The following is a 17,207-nucleotide window of genomic DNA, read 5'->3' as shown; positions in this document are numbered from 1 at the left end:
TTCCGCAATAATCTCAAAGCGTCCGTCCCTACGTTGGCATTATCCAAATCAGGTATATGAGTCGAAGTTTTAAACTTCCTCTCAGCCTATTCCATAAGCTCCTCTTTTGATATGTAAAGTATAAACCAAAAATTTCGGCTTGTCAACTGACTGTGCCAAACACGAAGTTGTTTTACTTTTCCTCTCTTTATCTGTGACCGGCTTCCAGGTGTTTTTTAATACTCGTCTGCCTCTTCATCTAGCTCCTGCATCAGTTTGTGAAAACTTTCCCGTTCAAATTCCTGAATGGAAATGGATTTTTTATTTGGATTTGCAAACACAAACGTCTTGTCTACATTTTCCACATAGTTTTGGATCTTATCATTGGTTGCACTAATAATTGCCTGAAAGCCCAGTCCACGAATCAGTTCAATGCAGCTTGCAACCTTTTCTGCATCCATTTTTGAAAATGCCTCATCAAGAACCACCAAGCGAATGGTGGGACTTCGTTGGATCTTCGGAGATAAGTTGATCCGGTAAGCCTGTGCAAAACTGGCAAGAAGGGCAACATAGAGTGGATTCTGCCCCTCTCCTCCAGAATTCTTTCGGAGCATCTTACTCAGTCGGATCTTGATTACTTCATTCTCGTTTTGGATCAACTGCTGCATATCAAACGATAGATACGTTCGGTAATCTGCATATTTATCCATATTCCGTTTGGCTTCTTCCATTTCATTCGAGGTTGCATTATCCGGGGGAATAAAGATATTAATTAGATCGTTGATCATTTCCCCATACTGATTTTCATGCTCCATGGTAAATAAATCCATCTGATCACTTAAGGACTCAGAAAGATGGGAGGGGTTTACATCCAGAGAATCATCCATAAACATGTCATAGTATCTTCCATCCGGTCCCTTGTTTTTACCAATTATAAACTGATATTTATCCTTGCCAAAGTCCAGACGGCTGATGATTCGGTTTAACTCGTCGGTTCTTTGAATGGCATCCCGGATGGCACTGCGAATCTTAAACATAAAATCATCTTTAAAATGCAGCACAGCGGCTTTTGCTTGCTCTGCCGCCAATTGCTTATACTCTTCTAGATTGCCACACTCCATTCGTTCAAGGAGCTGATCATACTCGTCATTTGATTCCGAAGTCAGGGGGAAATTACGATTGGGATATTTTCTAATATATTCTCCCCTTATCCCTACAAGACGTTCCATAGCTTCCTCCCGGTCCTCTTCCCTCTGCTTAAAACGGGCATAATATTGATCTTTTAGGCGGTCATACCGGGGCTTTTCCTTTTGTTCCAGAAGAGTACAGATCTCTGCTTCGAAATCAGAATCTGTTTCCAGCTCCCTCTCTTTTATAACCAGCTCCCCTTCCAGTTTTAATACTTCCTGCTGGAATTCTTCTGTCTTTTGTTGAATCTGAACCAACATCCGGTCTACCGTTCTCTGCTCACTTCTTTTTTCTTCGCAAAGCTTTAAGATGGCTATTCGTTCCTCTTCCCACCCTTTGACATTTTGTTCCTTTAATTTCACCAGTTTCTGTTCCAGTTTTTTAATTTCTTTTTCTTTCACTCTACAACTAGCAATCTCCTGCTGCCATTCCTGATAGACATTCCCCTCTTCAAAAAGTGCTTCCATTTGAAGAATCCGACTACATTCATCTACAACTGCAGCCTGAGGTTTCATCTCCTCCACAAAAGACTCCAGATTTTTTTCCAGTAGATGGATTCTTCGCCGAACACTGTCCTTTCCAATGTAAGCAAACCTCGTATAATTTTCTGGGTTCATGTGCTGAAGCCGAAAGGTGTGATAAAGCATACACTCCGGAGTTACTCCGATCCGGCAATGACACAGTTCATCAATTTTCTGACATTTAACCACCTTTCCCAGTAGAAGATTAATATAAGACTGTAAATAAGCTTCCCTTACAAGAACCACTTCCGCTAATGCGTCTTTTATCACTTCAAACGTACCCTTTGCTGCTTTTTCCGTATCCAGAATTGCAATCTGATGCGATTCATTGGGGTCCATTTCTTCGTATAGTTCCATAACATCCTTAGAAAAGTTTGGTTCAACCACAAGAGATAATTTATGATTTCCCAAATACCCTTCCACTGCATTTCTCCAGGTTTCATCCCTGATATCTAGTAAATCAGCCAAAACATGAACCTCCACTGCTTTGCCTGTTTTCTCTAGAAGCCGCTGTTGGAGAAACGATCTGGTACGTTCCAGATATTTGGGATATGCCTTATTCCCTGCCTTTAGCTGGGTAAGTTCTTCCTTTGTAAGGCGTTCTTTCTTTTTGATCTGTCTAAGAATTCCTTCCGCCTCTTTTTTTGTTTCCTCGGCTTCTTCCCGCATCTCTGCTATGGAAAGTTTCAGCCGTAACAACGTCTCTTCATTGATTGTATTTTTTTCAAATTCCTCAATGTCCCATATGGTCTGATTGGATGTCGTCTCTTCCTCTGTCCACTTTAACAGCCGCTGTGCCGTCTGGTTCCATTTGACCTTACTTTTCTCCAGATGTGTTAACAACTCTTTTCCAGTAACCAGCTGGCTTTTTAAATCTTCATACCCTGTGGATGAAATGCGCCGGAGCAGCTCTTCCCCTTGACTGGTTAAGTCTGCAATTTGCACCTCAATTACATCCCTTTGTTTTTCTTTGAGTTTTCGGTCTTCACCAGAAAGCCGGCTCTTATCCTTGAATGCCTGAATTCGGTTTTGATCATCAAAGATCTCCATTCGATGAAAAAAGTAAGCATTCTTTCGAATCTCTTCTTCGATCTCCCTAACGGTATCATAAGTCTTCCTAATTTCCTTTAACGAACTGATTTCCAAAGAAGTATCCTCTATCTTCTTTCTCATCCGTCCATACTGCATAACACTCTCCTGCATATCCTCTATGTGAATGTCCTGCCCCATGCAGATATATTCTTTTACGAATTCCTCTAGCTTAATATTCATGCGAAATGGAATGGCACGTTTGAATAGCAAGGGAAACTTTTCTGGATCCAGTCCACCCAAATAAACGTCATAAAGCTGTCGGCGGAATCTTTCATTATGAGAGGTGGTAAAATACTCCTCTTTTCCATAAAAAGTTTTAAAATAATGCGATACTTCCTCAATCGTCATGGTTCTAGACGAAGTCCGGTAACCATTTTCCCACAACGGACCTTTGTGCCAGAAAAACTTTCTGGATATTTCGTTGGTGGCTGTTTCCACATCAAAAACAACGCCCACACATTGGCATTGTCCCGTATCGCTTTGTTTCAGTTCTAAAACGATGGTAGTAGAAAAGTTCTGGTTTCTCAAATAGGCAAATTCATTGTTTTCACCAATATTTACCATGCCCCGGAGATATTCAATTAGACTTCGGTCAGAATCATCTGCAGCTGCCTTGTTAAAAAATCCTCTTCCATCTGTATTGGCATACAAAACGATCTGCATGGCGTCAATAACTGTAGACTTCCCACTTCCCGAATGGCCGGTGAAAAAGTTGATTTCCTCATGAAAGGATAAGGTTTTCTTGCTAATATAATGCCAGTTATTTAAAAGTATTCTGGACAGGGCCTCAAATTTCTGTTTCTTCATCATGATCCTCTCCTTCTTCCAATGATTGCAGCAAAGCCCGTACATCATTTCCAAACAGTACCACATTGATACAAGGATATACGATCAGGCGGGTGTTTCCGTCAAGGTCTTCTAGAATATCCAAAGGTTCCAGAATTTGATATTTTTTCAGCAATGCTAAGGTGCGGCGTATCTCCGTTGGAGACGGCTGCTTTTTAAATAGACGGTAACTTCCTAACTTTTCATGAATTTCACTTAAAGTTGTATACACGTTAATACTGGTAGAAACCTCTGCCATCTGTTCATCGTAAATCAATTTTAAAACAAGGAGGTAAAGTGTCGCTAGTTTTGGAAGTTTTTCTCCCATGGTACTTTCTCCTTGTATGTATATAAGTCCCAACTGGCTATTTTCAAGAACGGTTACTCCCATGACGGCAAGATAAGCCCGGATAAATTCCAAGTGTTTGTTGCAGATTTTAAATTCGGAATTATAAGAAAAACGTCCTGTTCGTTTCTCAAATTTGTGTTCTAGAATAAAAGTCTGCTTCAAAAGCAGGCGGATTCCTTCCGTCACATCTGCTTTTTCCTCCTGATTCAGTCCATCATAATATGGAATCTGACCGATATTTTGAGTACTTTCTTCATAGGTCATCTTTCTTTCCTCCTTACAAATACCAGTCTTGGATATCGATACTTGCCATTATCAATGGATTCTGGCTCCATATCCTTCACCTCGTATAAACTCTTCTTTCGAATGGAATAATCATACGCTAGAATCAGCTTTTCTAATTCCTCATTGGACTGTACGGTGTTTTCTTTTACTTCCATCCGTCCATTCACGGAATGAGATTCCATATAGTTTTCAATCTCTTTTCGGCTGTAACGGCTTTTTAATCGATTCAGATTCAGGATTTCTTCTTCTGTCAATTCTACCAGTTCCTCATCAGGCATTAAGTTTTCTTTGAAATTTGTCCGTCCCTTTCTCTTTTTGTAAAGGGATTTCTCTGAAAGAATGTTTAACTGGGATACATTCATACTATTTCCTGCCTCTTTGATGGCTTCATCCGGATCTTCTGCCTCAGATAAATGATTCAACAGACGGATAACCAGACCTTTCATGTTATCCTCTTGGTTAAGCAGGTAGTTAAGTCTTGTAACGGTTGCGCGTATGTATCTGGAATGTTCTTTATCCATGTTCGTGATCCGATGTTCGATGTCATCAAATCCCCGTTCGATCTGATCTAGTTTTTCTGCAATATCAGCGGCATTCACCTTCTGTCCACTCCGGTTGCTCATCTCATCCATCCACTGGATATCTTCCCCCATCTCGCGTATCCAATGTTTGATGTCGTTCTTATACAGATAAAAGTTATCTGTGGTCTTCAAAATATGATATTTCTTTTTTACGATTTCTTCTACATACCCTTCCAGATGCTCCTTTAAAAGTTCTCCATATGCTTTCTGCTCCAGAAGACTGGAAAAAAATTTATCCATGTTATGAAGCATGTCCTGGAGTATCTTGTTCAGTCTTTTTGTATTGATGTAGGCCGTGTTTAAAAGGCTGACACTGGCTCTTTTATCATGTTTTAAAGAAAACAAAATGGCATAGATGTTCTGAATGTAGATCTGTGTTTCATCCTCTAAATCACTGGTTAGCTTAAAAAATGCCTCAATCATAACTGCGGCATAATCGGGGATTACAATATTCACTGTCATGGATGCATACTCATCCACTTTTCGAAGCCATCCTGCTTTCAAAAGCCAGTTTAGCACCCTTGAAGCCGGTGGTTCTAAGGCATCTGTCTCATCTTCTAACTCATCTTGCCAGATCACCCGCCGTTCATGAATGAAATAATCCTCCAAAACCTGGAGACAGACTTCTCGGCTCAAAAAATAGTTGCTATATTCATATTCTTCATTAATTTTTAATAACGCCTCTATATAAGTGGTACGGTTTATAGAACGAAACAGTCCCCAAAACCGATCCGGTATTTCACTCATCAATATCATTGGTTTCTATCTCATCTCCTATATTTTAGAACTTTAAATCAGTGCGTTTTCTGCTGCATTTTAAAAAAGCAGACAGAAAGAAACGGCTATCACCCATTCATGACAGCCGTTTGATTCGTAAGGCTTCTTCTCCCTATTATACCAAAAAATGACAAGTCTTACAATCATTTAATTCCCAGCCCTTCTTGATAAAAAAGTCAAAAATAACAGCCACCGTAAAAGTTCCTACAGTGGCTGTACCAATCAATATTAATCTTTCAAATGACCGATCTCTATTTCGGATTCTTTCTTTTCCTTTTTTTCTTCCACCCAGTCAGTTAAATCATCTTCTTTTTCTTTTGAAGATAATTCTTTTTCTGACTCAGAAGCTTCACCAGGTTCTGGGATTCCTTTTGCTTCTCGGTAAATTTTCATAAATTCCTTACCGGTAATGGTTTCTTTTTTAATCAGAAACTCTGCGATCTGATCCATGATCTCCCGGTTATCCATAAGAAGGCTTTTGGCTTCCTCATAAGCTTCTTTTAATAACTTCATCACTTCACTGTCCACCTGAGCGGCAGTTGCCTCCGCACAGTTCATAACCGTTCTTCCGTTTAAGTACTGATTTTCCTTGTTAGCAAGACCCATCAGTCCGAACGTATCAGACATTCCGTACTGTGTAATCATGGCGCGTGCAACCTTTGTCGCCTGTTCAATATCATTGGCTGCACCAGTTGTTACGGACTGAAAAACAATCTCTTCTGCTGCACGTCCGCCCAAATAACCAACTAACATGGCATGAAGTTCCTTTTTTGAGTTTAAATATTTTTCTTCTTCTGGAACATGCATCACATACCCAAGTGCTCCCATGGTTCTTGGGACAATGGTAATCTTTTGTACTGGTTCTGAATCCTTTTGAAGGGCACTAACCAAAGCATGACCCACTTCATGATAAGATACGATCCGGCGTTCTTCTTTGTTTAGAACCCGATCTTTCTTTTCTTTTCCTACTAAAACCACTTCTACTGCTTCAAACAAATCCTTTTGAGACATAGCATGACGGCCATTTTTCACGGCTAGGATAGCCGCTTCGTTGATCATATTGGCAAGATCGGAACCTACTGCACCCGATGTAGCCAGAGCGATGGCATCCAAATCAACGCTATCGTCAAGAAGCACATCTTTGGCGTGTACTCTCAAAATTTCCACACGTCCCTTTAAATCAGGCTTGTCTACGATAATCCTACGGTCAAAACGTCCCGGACGCAAAAGGGCAGGATCCAAAATCTCTGGCCGGTTCGTGGCTGCCAGGATAAGAAGTCCCTTGGAGGAATCAAACCCATCCATTTCAGAAAGAAGCTGATTTAACGTCTGTTCTCTCTCATCATTGCCACCACCATATTTGGAGTCACGGCTTTTTCCAATGGCATCAATCTCGTCAATAAATATAATACAGGGTGCAGATTCTTGTGCTTGCTTAAAAAGATCTCGGACACGGGAAGCACCAACTCCGACAAACATCTCCACAAAATCAGATCCTGACAACGAGTAGAAAGGAACATGTGCTTCTCCGGCAACTGCCTTAGCAAGCAGTGTCTTACCAGTACCAGGAGGTCCCACTAAAAGTGCTCCCTTTGGAAGTTTGGCTCCTATCTTTGTATACTTTCCTGGATTATGCAAAAAGTCAACAATCTCTGTCAGAGATTCCTTCGCCTCATCCTCTCCTGCAACATCTTTAAACGTAATCCCAGTCTCTTTTTGTACGTAAATCTTAGCATTGCTTTTGCCGACTCCCATGAGTCCGCCGCCGCCACCAACACGCCGCATCATAAAGTTTAATAAAATACCCATAGCTGCAAACAATAGGAGATAACTAACTATTGTCTGAATGAAAAAATTACCATCTTTCCGAATCCGAATCGTGTTTACTCCCGCAGTCCGAAGACGCTCTGAAAGATTTAAATCATTATCCATACGAACCGAATAGTAAGTAACGCCAGGTTTATATCCCTCCCAGGTTTTCTTCGGAACAATGGTAATCTTCGTTTCATCAACATGAACCGACTCAACTTGCTTATCATCTACCATATTCATAAAAGTATCATAGCTTAATTCTTTATTGGTTCTGGTTGTGATTGCGTTATGAAGATAAGAGATCCCCGCTAGTGCTATCAGAAATGCGATGACCCAAACAGCGATTGCTTGAGCATTCTTTGGCATCTTATTATTATTCTGATTTTTGTTATCCATCTGTGTAAATTCTCCAATCCGGATAGTTTCTACCCATTCTATACCTCTATCATTATAGTGTCAGTCTCCCCATAAATCAAGAAAAGAATTATAAAATCCTTATAAACAGATGGTCTGGTTTTATTTCACAGTTGTGAAATTTTCACATCGGTCTTTAGAGGCAGCATTTTTTAGACATTTTTAAAACGTCAGGAAAGTCGGAAGGCTCACCTGACGCTTTTGTTCTATTTTCTATTTTCTATTTTTTACTTTTCACCATCTAATTTAAGCTTTACATTGGTAAATGTCACATCCGCATTGCGGGATACAAACATCCCAGCGTAAACATATTCGGACTCTACGGCAGTTAATTTAAAATCAAATCCAGCAGAAATCGGTTCGTTCTCACCATAGGTACATGTATACCCATCGTTTGTTTTTTTAATGGTAACTGTAAGCGTATCCCCGATTCCATATGTCTTCGTACAAGTTCCACCTTTTGTCAAAACTCCATTTTTTCTTGCAAAGGAGTTTGTTTGTTCGGTAGAAGCCAGTCTCAGAGGGCCTGCTGCAACATAATCCCCCAATGTCTCATCTGCAGATGTATCAAGATAAATATCATCTCTTACCATGAGTCCAAAGGAAACCTGATTATTGGGAACCAGTTTATTAATCTTAACATCCGCAGTTAAGGTGAAATTTCTGGTTGCAGGAATCTCCTGATAATACATGGCAACGCCCTCGTTTGGAGTGGAAATTTTTCCAATTCCTTTTCCTTCGTCTTTGGATGTAAAGACACCTGCCCGCATATGTATGGCACCGGTATCCTCTGGCTCTAGTGTGAAATTGCCTTGATTAATCTTCTCCGCTCCACCAATATTACCAAATACAGTTCCTTTAAAGGCACCGGCCATCGGCCATACCGCACTGACTCCCGAAGGTCTTACATACTGTCTTTCCTTATAATCTGGATTTACGACCAAAAGATCAGGTGAAGGGGATACAATGCCAGGTTTTACACACGTCTTGAATGGATTGTTGCTTTTTTCCACCTCGTCTGCGATGATCCATGCGTTGCATGCTGCTCCGTATAAATTTGTATGAGTATCGTCGATACTGATTTCTTTGGATGAGGTCCATGCATGTCGGTTCTTTACTCCTTCTGCACCCAGTTGTTCGTAGATCTCTTTGGTTCTTTTCGTCAGATCTAGTATCGTTACTCCACTAGTCGTTCCTAACTCGCGAATCGACTGGGCATAATCGCCCCCAGGATAGGTTCCCTTATCGGTGATCTGGGTTTGAGTCCTGTGTCCACTTTGACCCTCATATTGGTTGTTCTTATTCCTTCTGACAATTGGAGTACAAAGAATTGGAGTTGCTCCTGCTTCTTGTGCTTTTTTAATATATCTTGTATACAGAGAATTTTGAAAGGAGCCTTCCTCTTCGATTCCACCCGTGGGATCGGTGTATCGGGCAGCTTCTGTTTTCTCATCGTTATGGCCAAAGCCGATTAACAGATAGTCTCCCGCTTTCATCCCAGACAGCAAGGTTTTATAAGAATCTGTGGAAGCAAAACTCAACGAGCTGGTTCCTGAAATCGCAAGATTCTCAATTTTTACATCTTTGAAATATCGGTAAAGCTGAGTTCCCCAGCCATACCTTGGATAATAATAATCATCCTGGAAAGAGCTGACTGTAGAATCCCCTACCACCCATACCACAGGGCGAACCGGGGTTCCTCCTTTTCTTGCTCCTGCGTACTTTGGCGCAGCAGCTGTCAATGCAAGAAGACCTTTCATATCAATCGAACCGTCCTCCAATCTTTGTGGTACTTTTCCCGTATCCAGACTCTCAAACATATTTGGGGTGATAATTTCGCCCAGACGGTTTGCAGATTTGTCATTTTTATAAAAATAGTTGTTTTCCGTAAAAATGTCTCCTTCTTCCTGCCCACTAAGTTCAATCCGTTCCGCTACGTTAAGATACTTATCCCGATAAGAAATCACACCATCTGCACGAAAAGCGGTCGGGATTCCCTTGTTGCTATAAAGTGCTACATTGGAACCTTTATTATTATAAGAAATGGATCGATACACTTCCACATCTGGACAAGAGTTGGAATCAATTCCTTTGGCTTTATTTTCATAGGAAATGCTATTGATTAGCACATGATGTCCGGAAAGACCTGATCCGCCCATCTTAAATCCATTTCCATTGCCCGCCTCTATGAGCTGTCCATCTTTTTTGATATAACCATTCTGGTAGGCAACACAGTTTTTGATGGTTACCGCTCCGATTGACCCACTCCCTACCTTGGCAAAGAAATCCCAGCCATCGTCTGCATTCTGATACGCAATGCATCCATCAAATACATTTCCTTCGCCACAGGTTAACTTGGCGGCAAATCCATCTGCATCTTCCATTGCAGCATCGGAATTATTATAAGATGTACAATTTAAGATCTGATTATTGGAAGGCCATTTTTCAAATGTCTCATTGGAAGTTCCGCTGACTTGTATTCCAGTGTTCCCATTCTCGTAAGCCTGAACCAGTTCGATCACATTATTGTTTCCCGCGACTAAAAGCCCTGCTTTTAAGTCTTTGGTTCTAGTTACGTCAATGTTTTTTAAATGCCAGAAACTTCCCCAAAGCTGCATTCCCTCGCCCTGTCCTTCAAAATCAAATACCGCTCTGCCTTCTTTTTCAGGATCGGTCTCTAGGGTAATCATCTGATCTTTTTTTCCATCAATTCCTCTTTCAATTAAAAGACCAGACAATGGATAAACTCCAGGTTCCAGATAAATGCTTTGTCCTGGGGACGCATATTTGACTGCTTCTGTTATAGAGAGCGGCGACTGGCTGGTTCCCTCTCCTTCTGTAGTCCCATCTCTGGAAACATAGATCACATCGCCGTCATATGACTTTCTAGTTACCGTCTTTGTTATCCACTGGGTGACATAGGATTTTAACTTGGTATAGGGCGCTGGTTCATAGGATGCGATTGGTGTAAATACTACAGTTAACTGATTATCACCCTCCTGCAAATAAAGAGGCTGTACCATCTCCTTACCAGCTTTTACTTGAATGGACCCCATAGACAATCCGTTGCATTTTGGCGTTGCAACACCGTCTGCATTTGCCTGAAACACCATATTATATTGTTCCGTTGCCGTGGTGTTTGAAGATGTAATCTGATAATCCGGTTCCACATACGTGATCGGATGGGGCTGAGCCGGAGGATCTGTCTTACGATCCGTGACGGAGTATTCTATATTTGTAAACGTAGCATTCACGCCTCTAGCCACTGCCAGTCCAACGTAAATATGATCTTTATCAATTTCGCAAAGTGGATCTGGCTCCCCATCTAAATAATAGACCTCTTCTGTCGTTTCTCCATTTGCATTGGTAAAGGCTGCATGATATCCAGTATTGGTTCGTTTTAAAATCATCGTATAAGTCTTACCAGATTTTATTATTTCGGATGGGGCAAGTACCCCAGCACGAACTGCAAAACTCCCCTTCTTAGGAGCAGTATCCGACGATTTGATGCCGGAAAAGAATCGAAATCCCAATCCATCTTTTAACGTTACTTTTTCACCGTCTTCGTTTTGATAACTAAGTTTGGTACCGATTGCTGCCATAGAATTTGAGTAAAATGGCTTTTCGCTTACCTTGTCCTCCCCAAGACAATCTCTGGCAAGCAATGCAACCCCTTCCTGTCCATCTGGTGAGGGATTCATATAATCAACCGTTATATCTGCTTTTAAGTAAAAATTTTCTTGTTCCGGGTCAATTTCGGTATAGTAATAGGACACTCCATCATACCCGTCGGTAGCAACAAACTTTCCACCTTTTTTATCAATACTACCATCGCTCTTTGCATTACATGATGTCAGACTCACTCCATGTTCGATGGAAGACCCATCTTTTATCGTATTCACACGTTCACTGGTGGATGTTCCAAAATATGTAAACGACCATGGATGATTGTCTTTTATCTGTGTCACCTCCGCTTTTGCGGTGCCAAAGGCTGCTGTTAACGAGAACCCACAAAAGCAACAAACAGCCAATGTCTTTGCTAAGTTTCTTATTTTCACTGACTCCTCCTTATTCATACATCATTGTTAATTTGAAAGATACCTAGGTATGTTCCAAATATTAAAATGGTTTTCAGGAATTAAATTCCCTCCGTTGTCTATGTAAGCGCTTACATTGTGCAACATATACTATATTATCATACTATTATTGTATTTTCAATACACAAACAACAAACCATTCCTTTTTCTCCGTTTTTTTGTTGTATTTTTATAATCTTTTCGATAAAATATGGACACATTAACCAAAGGTCATTCAATACTTTAGATTCTAAGTTTTTTTCATTTTCACTAGATTTTTTTCCGAAAAAGACGTATAATAATTTTTTTGATTATATCCCATACCATCACAGAAGGAGGTTACACTGTTATGTCAGTGAAATACGTATTTGTCACCGGAGGGGTTGTGTCCGGACTCGGCAAAGGTATTACCGCAGCATCCCTAGGACGGTTGTTAAAGGCCAGAGGCTACAACGTCACCATGCAGAAATTTGATCCATACATCAACATTGATCCCGGTACCATGAATCCAGTACAGCATGGAGAAGTATTCGTTACGGAAGATGGAGTAGAGACAGACTTAGATCTCGGTCATTACGAACGGTTTATTGACGAAAGCCTGACGAAGTATTCCAATGTTACAACTGGTAAAGTTTATTGGAACGTACTGACCCGTGAACGCCGCGGAGATTTCGGAGGAGGAACCGTTCAGGTAATCCCTCATGTTACGGACGAAATCAAAAGCCGTTTCCACCAAAATCACCAATCCTCCGAAACTGAGATCGCAATCATAGAAGTAGGCGGAACGGTCGGCGATATTGAAAGCCAGCCTTTCTTAGAAGCAATTCGACAATTCCAGCATGACGTAGGTCACGAGAATGCGATTTTAATCCATGTGACCTTAGTTCCCTATCTAAAAGCTTCTGGCGAGTTGAAAACAAAACCTACCCAATCCAGTGTAAAGGACTTACAGGGAATGGGAATCCAGCCCGACATCATCGTATGTCGTTCCGAACTGCCCCTTGATGACGGAATTCGAAACAAAATCGCACAATTCTGTAATGTTCCCCAAACCCATGTTGTAGAAAATCTGGACGTGGAAGTACTATATGAACTCCCTCTTATTATGGAGAACCAGAATCTTGCTCAAGTCGCTTGTGAAAGTCTAAACCTTCCTTGCCCAGATCCGGATTTGACTGATTGGACCGCAATGATTGAGAACTGGAAGCATCCGGAAAAAGAAGTTACCATTGCTCTTGTAGGGAAATACATCCAGCTGCACGACGCATATATCTCTGTCGTGGAATCCTTAAAGCACGGCGGTGTATTCAATCGTGCGGATGTGCATATTAAATGGATTGATTCTGAACTTGTTACGGATGAGAATGCATCCGAATATTTTCATGATGTTGACGGAATTTTAGTTCCTGGTGGCTTTGGAAGCCGTGGGATTGAAGGTAAGATCTCCTCGATCCGTTATGCAAGAGAAAACAACCTTCCATTCCTTGGATTGTGTCTTGGAATGCAGATGGCGATTGTCGAATTTGCAAGGAATGTCCTTGGATTTTCTGACGCACATACCGTAGAGCTTGATGAAAACACTACCCATCCATTGATTCATCTAATGCCGGATCAAAATGATGTGGAAGATATCGGCGGCACCCTCCGTCTCGGCTCCTATCCCTGTGTACTGGACAAGTCCTCAAAATCATATGAAGTCTACGGTGAAGAACTAATCCACGAAAGACACAGACACCGGTATGAAGTAAACAATGATTATCGAGATGATTTGACCAAGGGCGGAATGAAGCTTTCTGGAATATCACCAGATGGTAGAATTGTAGAAATGGTTGAAATTCCTTCTCATCCGTGGTTTATAGCGACACAGGCGCATCCGGAATTTAAATCGAGACCCAACAGGCCCCACCCCCTGTTCCGGGAATTTATCCGGGCAGCTGTTGAACATAAGTAAAATCGAACATATTTTCTCAAAAATTACGGAGTCCGCACTCTTTCACCTAGAGGCGGACTCCATTTTTATTTCCTGATCAATCAGATCTTTTTGCAGACAATGCGTATGGAAACTCTTAAGTAATAATTCTACGGCTTTTCTTTCTTTAAAAAAACAGATAATTGACAAGAATTATAGCTAAACAATAAAAAATATACAAAATGTTTATGATTAAAAAAAACAATATTGGTATCATATTTTTAAGATTTAACAGTTTACGTTTGAAACATAAACTAGTAATAAAGGAAGAAATATTTGTAATTGAAATCAATACCACTATCCCAAATATTATGAACAGATATTCATGTTGTATTTTAACACCCTTAATTAGCTTTACCCATGTACTTAGTCCTATTAAAAATGAAACCAAACTAATTCCAGTGTATACGATAAACATTTTAGAATTTTTCATAAAACTATAGCCTATCCTTTTCTCTTAATTATAATTTCATTGCTCTTATAATGTAACTGAATTTTACTTCTATTGTTGTATAATATTATAACATTAGCTCATAGCTTTTAAAATTCAACTCCCTTCGTTTTTAAATAATCCTGCATTTTACTCATATCTTCTGTAGAAAGCTTTCTCAAATATTGTCCCTGCTTGTAAAAATAATATTGCCCATCTTCCTGATACAGAAAAATACGTTCATCCAATGTTTGTTCCTCCAATATAGTATCGTCTGTAATCCATGTCGTGAATCTGTCGGTTGTAAGTGGCAAGTTGATAATCAAGTAATGATTGTACTTTCTTTCATCAAAAGGCATTGGTTTGTTGTCAGAAACCTTCTCAGCATGATCGTATAAATCTTTCACCATGGATGTTCCATTTTCATCATATAAATCTACAACGCTATGGTAATCTCCATTTTGGAATTCGATAATAGACAGGTTCAAATATTGGGGACTTGTAATTATTTGCTGATTATTTTTTCCTTGCCAAACAATATTTGATTCTCTATTCCATGGAATGTTAGCCGAAAATTGATTACTGGAAAAGAAGATAGAGGGCAAAATCTCATATATTTTAAATTTTATTTGATTGTCGTGTTTGTCCTCGTAGATTTTAATTCTGACACTGGAGTTTTCCTGTTCCAAGGCTCCATGGATCGTATAAACTTTACTGTCGGCATCGTAATTCCATTCAAAATTAATAGGCGCATCTCCAAGAAACAGGGGGGTACCAATTATAAATAAGCGGAGAAAAATACCAAGTAATATAACACAAAAAACAGCAATAACGCCAGCTAAAATGTAAGTTCTCCGTTTAAAGGATTTTTTAACTTTTCGCATATAGTCTATTTCCATTTTGGGTACGGTTGGTCCGACTATTGGCTTTTGTAAATTTTCTAGGCATTTTCTGCAATCTTCGCACTGCTCCAAATGCTGTTGGATCGCAATATTACTTTCTTCACTGGTCAGCCCTTCCGCATACATTGGGAGCATATCCTGAACGATATTACAATTTAATGTATTTTTCATTCCATTCCCTCCATTAATTTTTTCTTACCTCGATAAAAGGTCACCCGTGCCCATGTCTCTGATTGATTTAAAAGTTCACCAATCTCCCTAAAACTAAGTTCTCCTGAAAGCCGCAGATACATAACCTCTCTCATAGGGTCGGGCAGATTATGAAGCATACGGTAAATTGACATCTTATCCAGCTTATCCAATACCGTAGCTTCAACCGATTTTGAATCACCCGGAAACGATTCATCCAGTGGTTCCGTTTTCCTCCGTCGGTTTTTGTCCAATTCCTGATACCATAGGTGCTTTGCAATCTGGCAGAGCCATGTAGACATTTTGCAGTTTCCATTATATGTATCTATGGATAGCATGGCACGATAAAAAGTCTCTTGTGTCAATTCTTCCGCTGTATGAGCATTTAGAGAGAGTGAAAATAAATATTTAAATATTAAGGCTGAATGCTCTTTGTAAATCCCATCCATTTCCACACACAATCACCTCCTGAGCAGATATTTATTTCAAATCAGCTTGCGCAGAACATAATTGCCAAAGATTATATAATGTTTGGAGATTATTGTATGTTCTACTGTTCTTTTAATAAGGCAGACGTGCATATCAATGCGCATCTGCCTACAAGTTATTCAGATGCCGGAATCGTTATATAGGACCCATCTGTACCTATGGCAAACACGATTTCTTTTACACCATTGGATACAATAACCTGACCGATTTCGTAACTTTGATTTTGATGGTCTATCTCCAAATCACTTTGCATAAGCTCCTTCGTATCTGTAAATACAGTGACTTCTGTATTGTTTTTGCCTGTAAATTGCAGAGAATCAGGATTTGCCTTTGCATATGCGAATCCGCATAGGAACACCCCTGTTATAACTACCAGACTTATGGCCGACAATCGTTTTGGAATTTTACGAAACATAATAATACCTCACTTTCTTTGATCATTATAGAATGCTCTTTACTGTTAATTATAATCAATCAATGGAATCCCCCCCTTAACCTGTTCCTATATAGATCCGCTTAAGAGGCAATTCGTTACACCAAAAACAAAAAATTAAGCAACAGCAAGAAAAGATCCATTGTTAAAGAAGCATTCAGATATGACACACGGGAAAATAGTTTGAGTCTAGATAATTTAGAGATGTGGAAACAATTCTGGACTTGTATCAATTATACTGACACAAGTCCAGATTGTATTAAGAATACAAACTATTTTTCATAACCACATTTTTTACATTTACTGCTGAATAATGAGTAGGAATGTTTATGTTTTTCCCATGAACCATAAATTTTAAAACCTGTTTTTCCACATTGTAAACAACGTGCATTTTTAACAGTTCTATACTTATAACAGTAGGTAGAATCTGACTTATTATAGCTCTTAGTTTGACCCATAGGGTTTCCGTATGACTGTAGATTAGTGTGGGAGCAATCTCTGGGATTTATAAAAGACATTCTTAAAGGTGCAGTATAAAATGATTGATCTTCATTTACTCGAATGACCACATCACTACCAGTTTCAGTATGTATAAAATCACCAACTGAAACATGTTCATGTTCATGGTCATGGTCCTGTTTCGGGGATGCGGCAAAGGCAGTTGTATTCATTGCCAAAACCATTAATACTGCTAGAGATAATGATACTATTTTTTTTAACATATCGATCCTCACTTTCAAATAATTGTTGTTAGGGTAACGTAACCTTCAAGCACTTCGCGTATTTTTATCTACAATTCAAATTCACCTCCTTTGTAGTATTTAAATTCCTAATATGTTTTATATAATATTAATATATTATATATTATAATATATTAATCTAATCATATATTCTAC

At 39.7% G+C, this 17,207-nt stretch carries 10 protein-coding genes and 1 riboswitch; of the genes, 1 reads left to right on the top strand and 9 read right to left on the bottom strand.

The genetic code is table 11. The features are described from left to right. Nucleotides 1–9: 9 nt before the first annotated feature. A riboswitch (TPP riboswitch) is annotated at nucleotides 10–115 on the bottom strand. Nucleotides 116–215: 100 nt separating this feature from the next. The 5 genes from EFT72_RS01085 to EFT72_RS01065 form a co-directional block, all read right to left on the bottom strand. Beyond that, the gene (locus EFT72_RS01085) at nucleotides 216–3,590 is read right to left on the bottom strand and encodes an SbcC/MukB-like Walker B domain-containing protein (RefSeq protein ID WP_347561818.1); all 3,375 of its coding nucleotides are present in this window, start codon (nucleotides 3,588–3,590) and stop codon (nucleotides 216–218) included. After that, the gene (locus EFT72_RS01080) at nucleotides 3,568–4,218 is read right to left on the bottom strand and encodes a DUF4194 domain-containing protein (RefSeq protein ID WP_124064975.1); all 651 of its coding nucleotides are present in this window, start codon (nucleotides 4,216–4,218) and stop codon (nucleotides 3,568–3,570) included. The genes EFT72_RS01085 and EFT72_RS01080 overlap by 23 nt, the downstream gene beginning before the upstream one ends. Then, the gene (locus tag EFT72_RS01075) at nucleotides 4,215–5,576 is read right to left on the bottom strand and encodes a Wadjet anti-phage system protein JetA family protein (protein ID WP_124064974.1); all 1,362 of its coding nucleotides are present in this window, start codon (nucleotides 5,574–5,576) and stop codon (nucleotides 4,215–4,217) included. The genes EFT72_RS01080 and EFT72_RS01075 overlap by 4 nt, the downstream gene beginning before the upstream one ends. A gap of 249 nt (nucleotides 5,577–5,825) precedes the next feature. After that, complete coding sequence (gene ftsH, locus EFT72_RS01070) at nucleotides 5,826–7,805, bottom strand: ATP-dependent zinc metalloprotease FtsH (protein WP_124064973.1); 1,980 nt, start codon at nucleotides 7,803–7,805, stop codon at nucleotides 5,826–5,828. 245 nt (nucleotides 7,806–8,050) lie between these two features. Continuing rightward, nucleotides 8,051–11,881 (bottom strand): right-handed parallel beta-helix repeat-containing protein, encoded by a 3,831-nt coding sequence (locus EFT72_RS01065; protein WP_164473030.1) that lies wholly within the window; start codon nucleotides 11,879–11,881, stop codon nucleotides 8,051–8,053. A gap of 367 nt (nucleotides 11,882–12,248) precedes the next feature. Between EFT72_RS01065 and EFT72_RS01060 the strand changes: the two genes are divergently transcribed. Continuing rightward, complete coding sequence (locus EFT72_RS01060; protein WP_124064971.1) at nucleotides 12,249–13,850, top strand: CTP synthase; 1,602 nt, start codon at nucleotides 12,249–12,251, stop codon at nucleotides 13,848–13,850. A gap of 558 nt (nucleotides 13,851–14,408) precedes the next feature. Here the strand turns inward: EFT72_RS01060 and EFT72_RS01055 are convergent. The 4 genes from EFT72_RS01055 to EFT72_RS01040 all read right to left on the bottom strand — a co-directional run bounded on the left by EFT72_RS01055 (nucleotide 14,409) and on the right by EFT72_RS01040 (nucleotide 17,033). Then, nucleotides 14,409–15,371, bottom strand: a complete 963-nt coding sequence (locus EFT72_RS01055; RefSeq protein WP_124064970.1) for a zf-HC2 domain-containing protein — start codon at nucleotides 15,369–15,371, stop codon at nucleotides 14,409–14,411. After that, a complete protein-coding gene (locus EFT72_RS01050) occupies nucleotides 15,368–15,838 on the bottom strand; it encodes a sigma-70 family RNA polymerase sigma factor (protein ID WP_164473038.1) in 471 nt (156 codons plus the stop codon). The genes EFT72_RS01055 and EFT72_RS01050 overlap by 4 nt, the downstream gene beginning before the upstream one ends. 155 nt (nucleotides 15,839–15,993) lie before the next feature. Continuing rightward, on the bottom strand, nucleotides 15,994–16,293 hold the full coding sequence (locus tag EFT72_RS01045; protein WP_124064968.1) for a hypothetical protein: 300 nt from the start codon (nucleotides 16,291–16,293) through the stop codon (nucleotides 15,994–15,996). A gap of 290 nt (nucleotides 16,294–16,583) precedes the next feature. Continuing rightward, nucleotides 16,584–17,033: a hypothetical protein gene (locus EFT72_RS01040; protein WP_124064967.1), complete on the bottom strand. Its 450-nt coding sequence runs from the start codon at nucleotides 17,031–17,033 to the stop codon at nucleotides 16,584–16,586. Between the last annotated feature and the right edge of the window lie 174 nt (nucleotides 17,034–17,207).

The sequence above is a fragment of the Clostridium sp. E02 genome (genome assembly GCF_003833015.1).
In the GTDB taxonomy this organism is placed as follows: Bacteria; Bacillota; Clostridia; order Lachnospirales; family Lachnospiraceae; genus Lacrimispora.
This window is presented reverse-complemented; position numbering and strand designations above follow the sequence as displayed.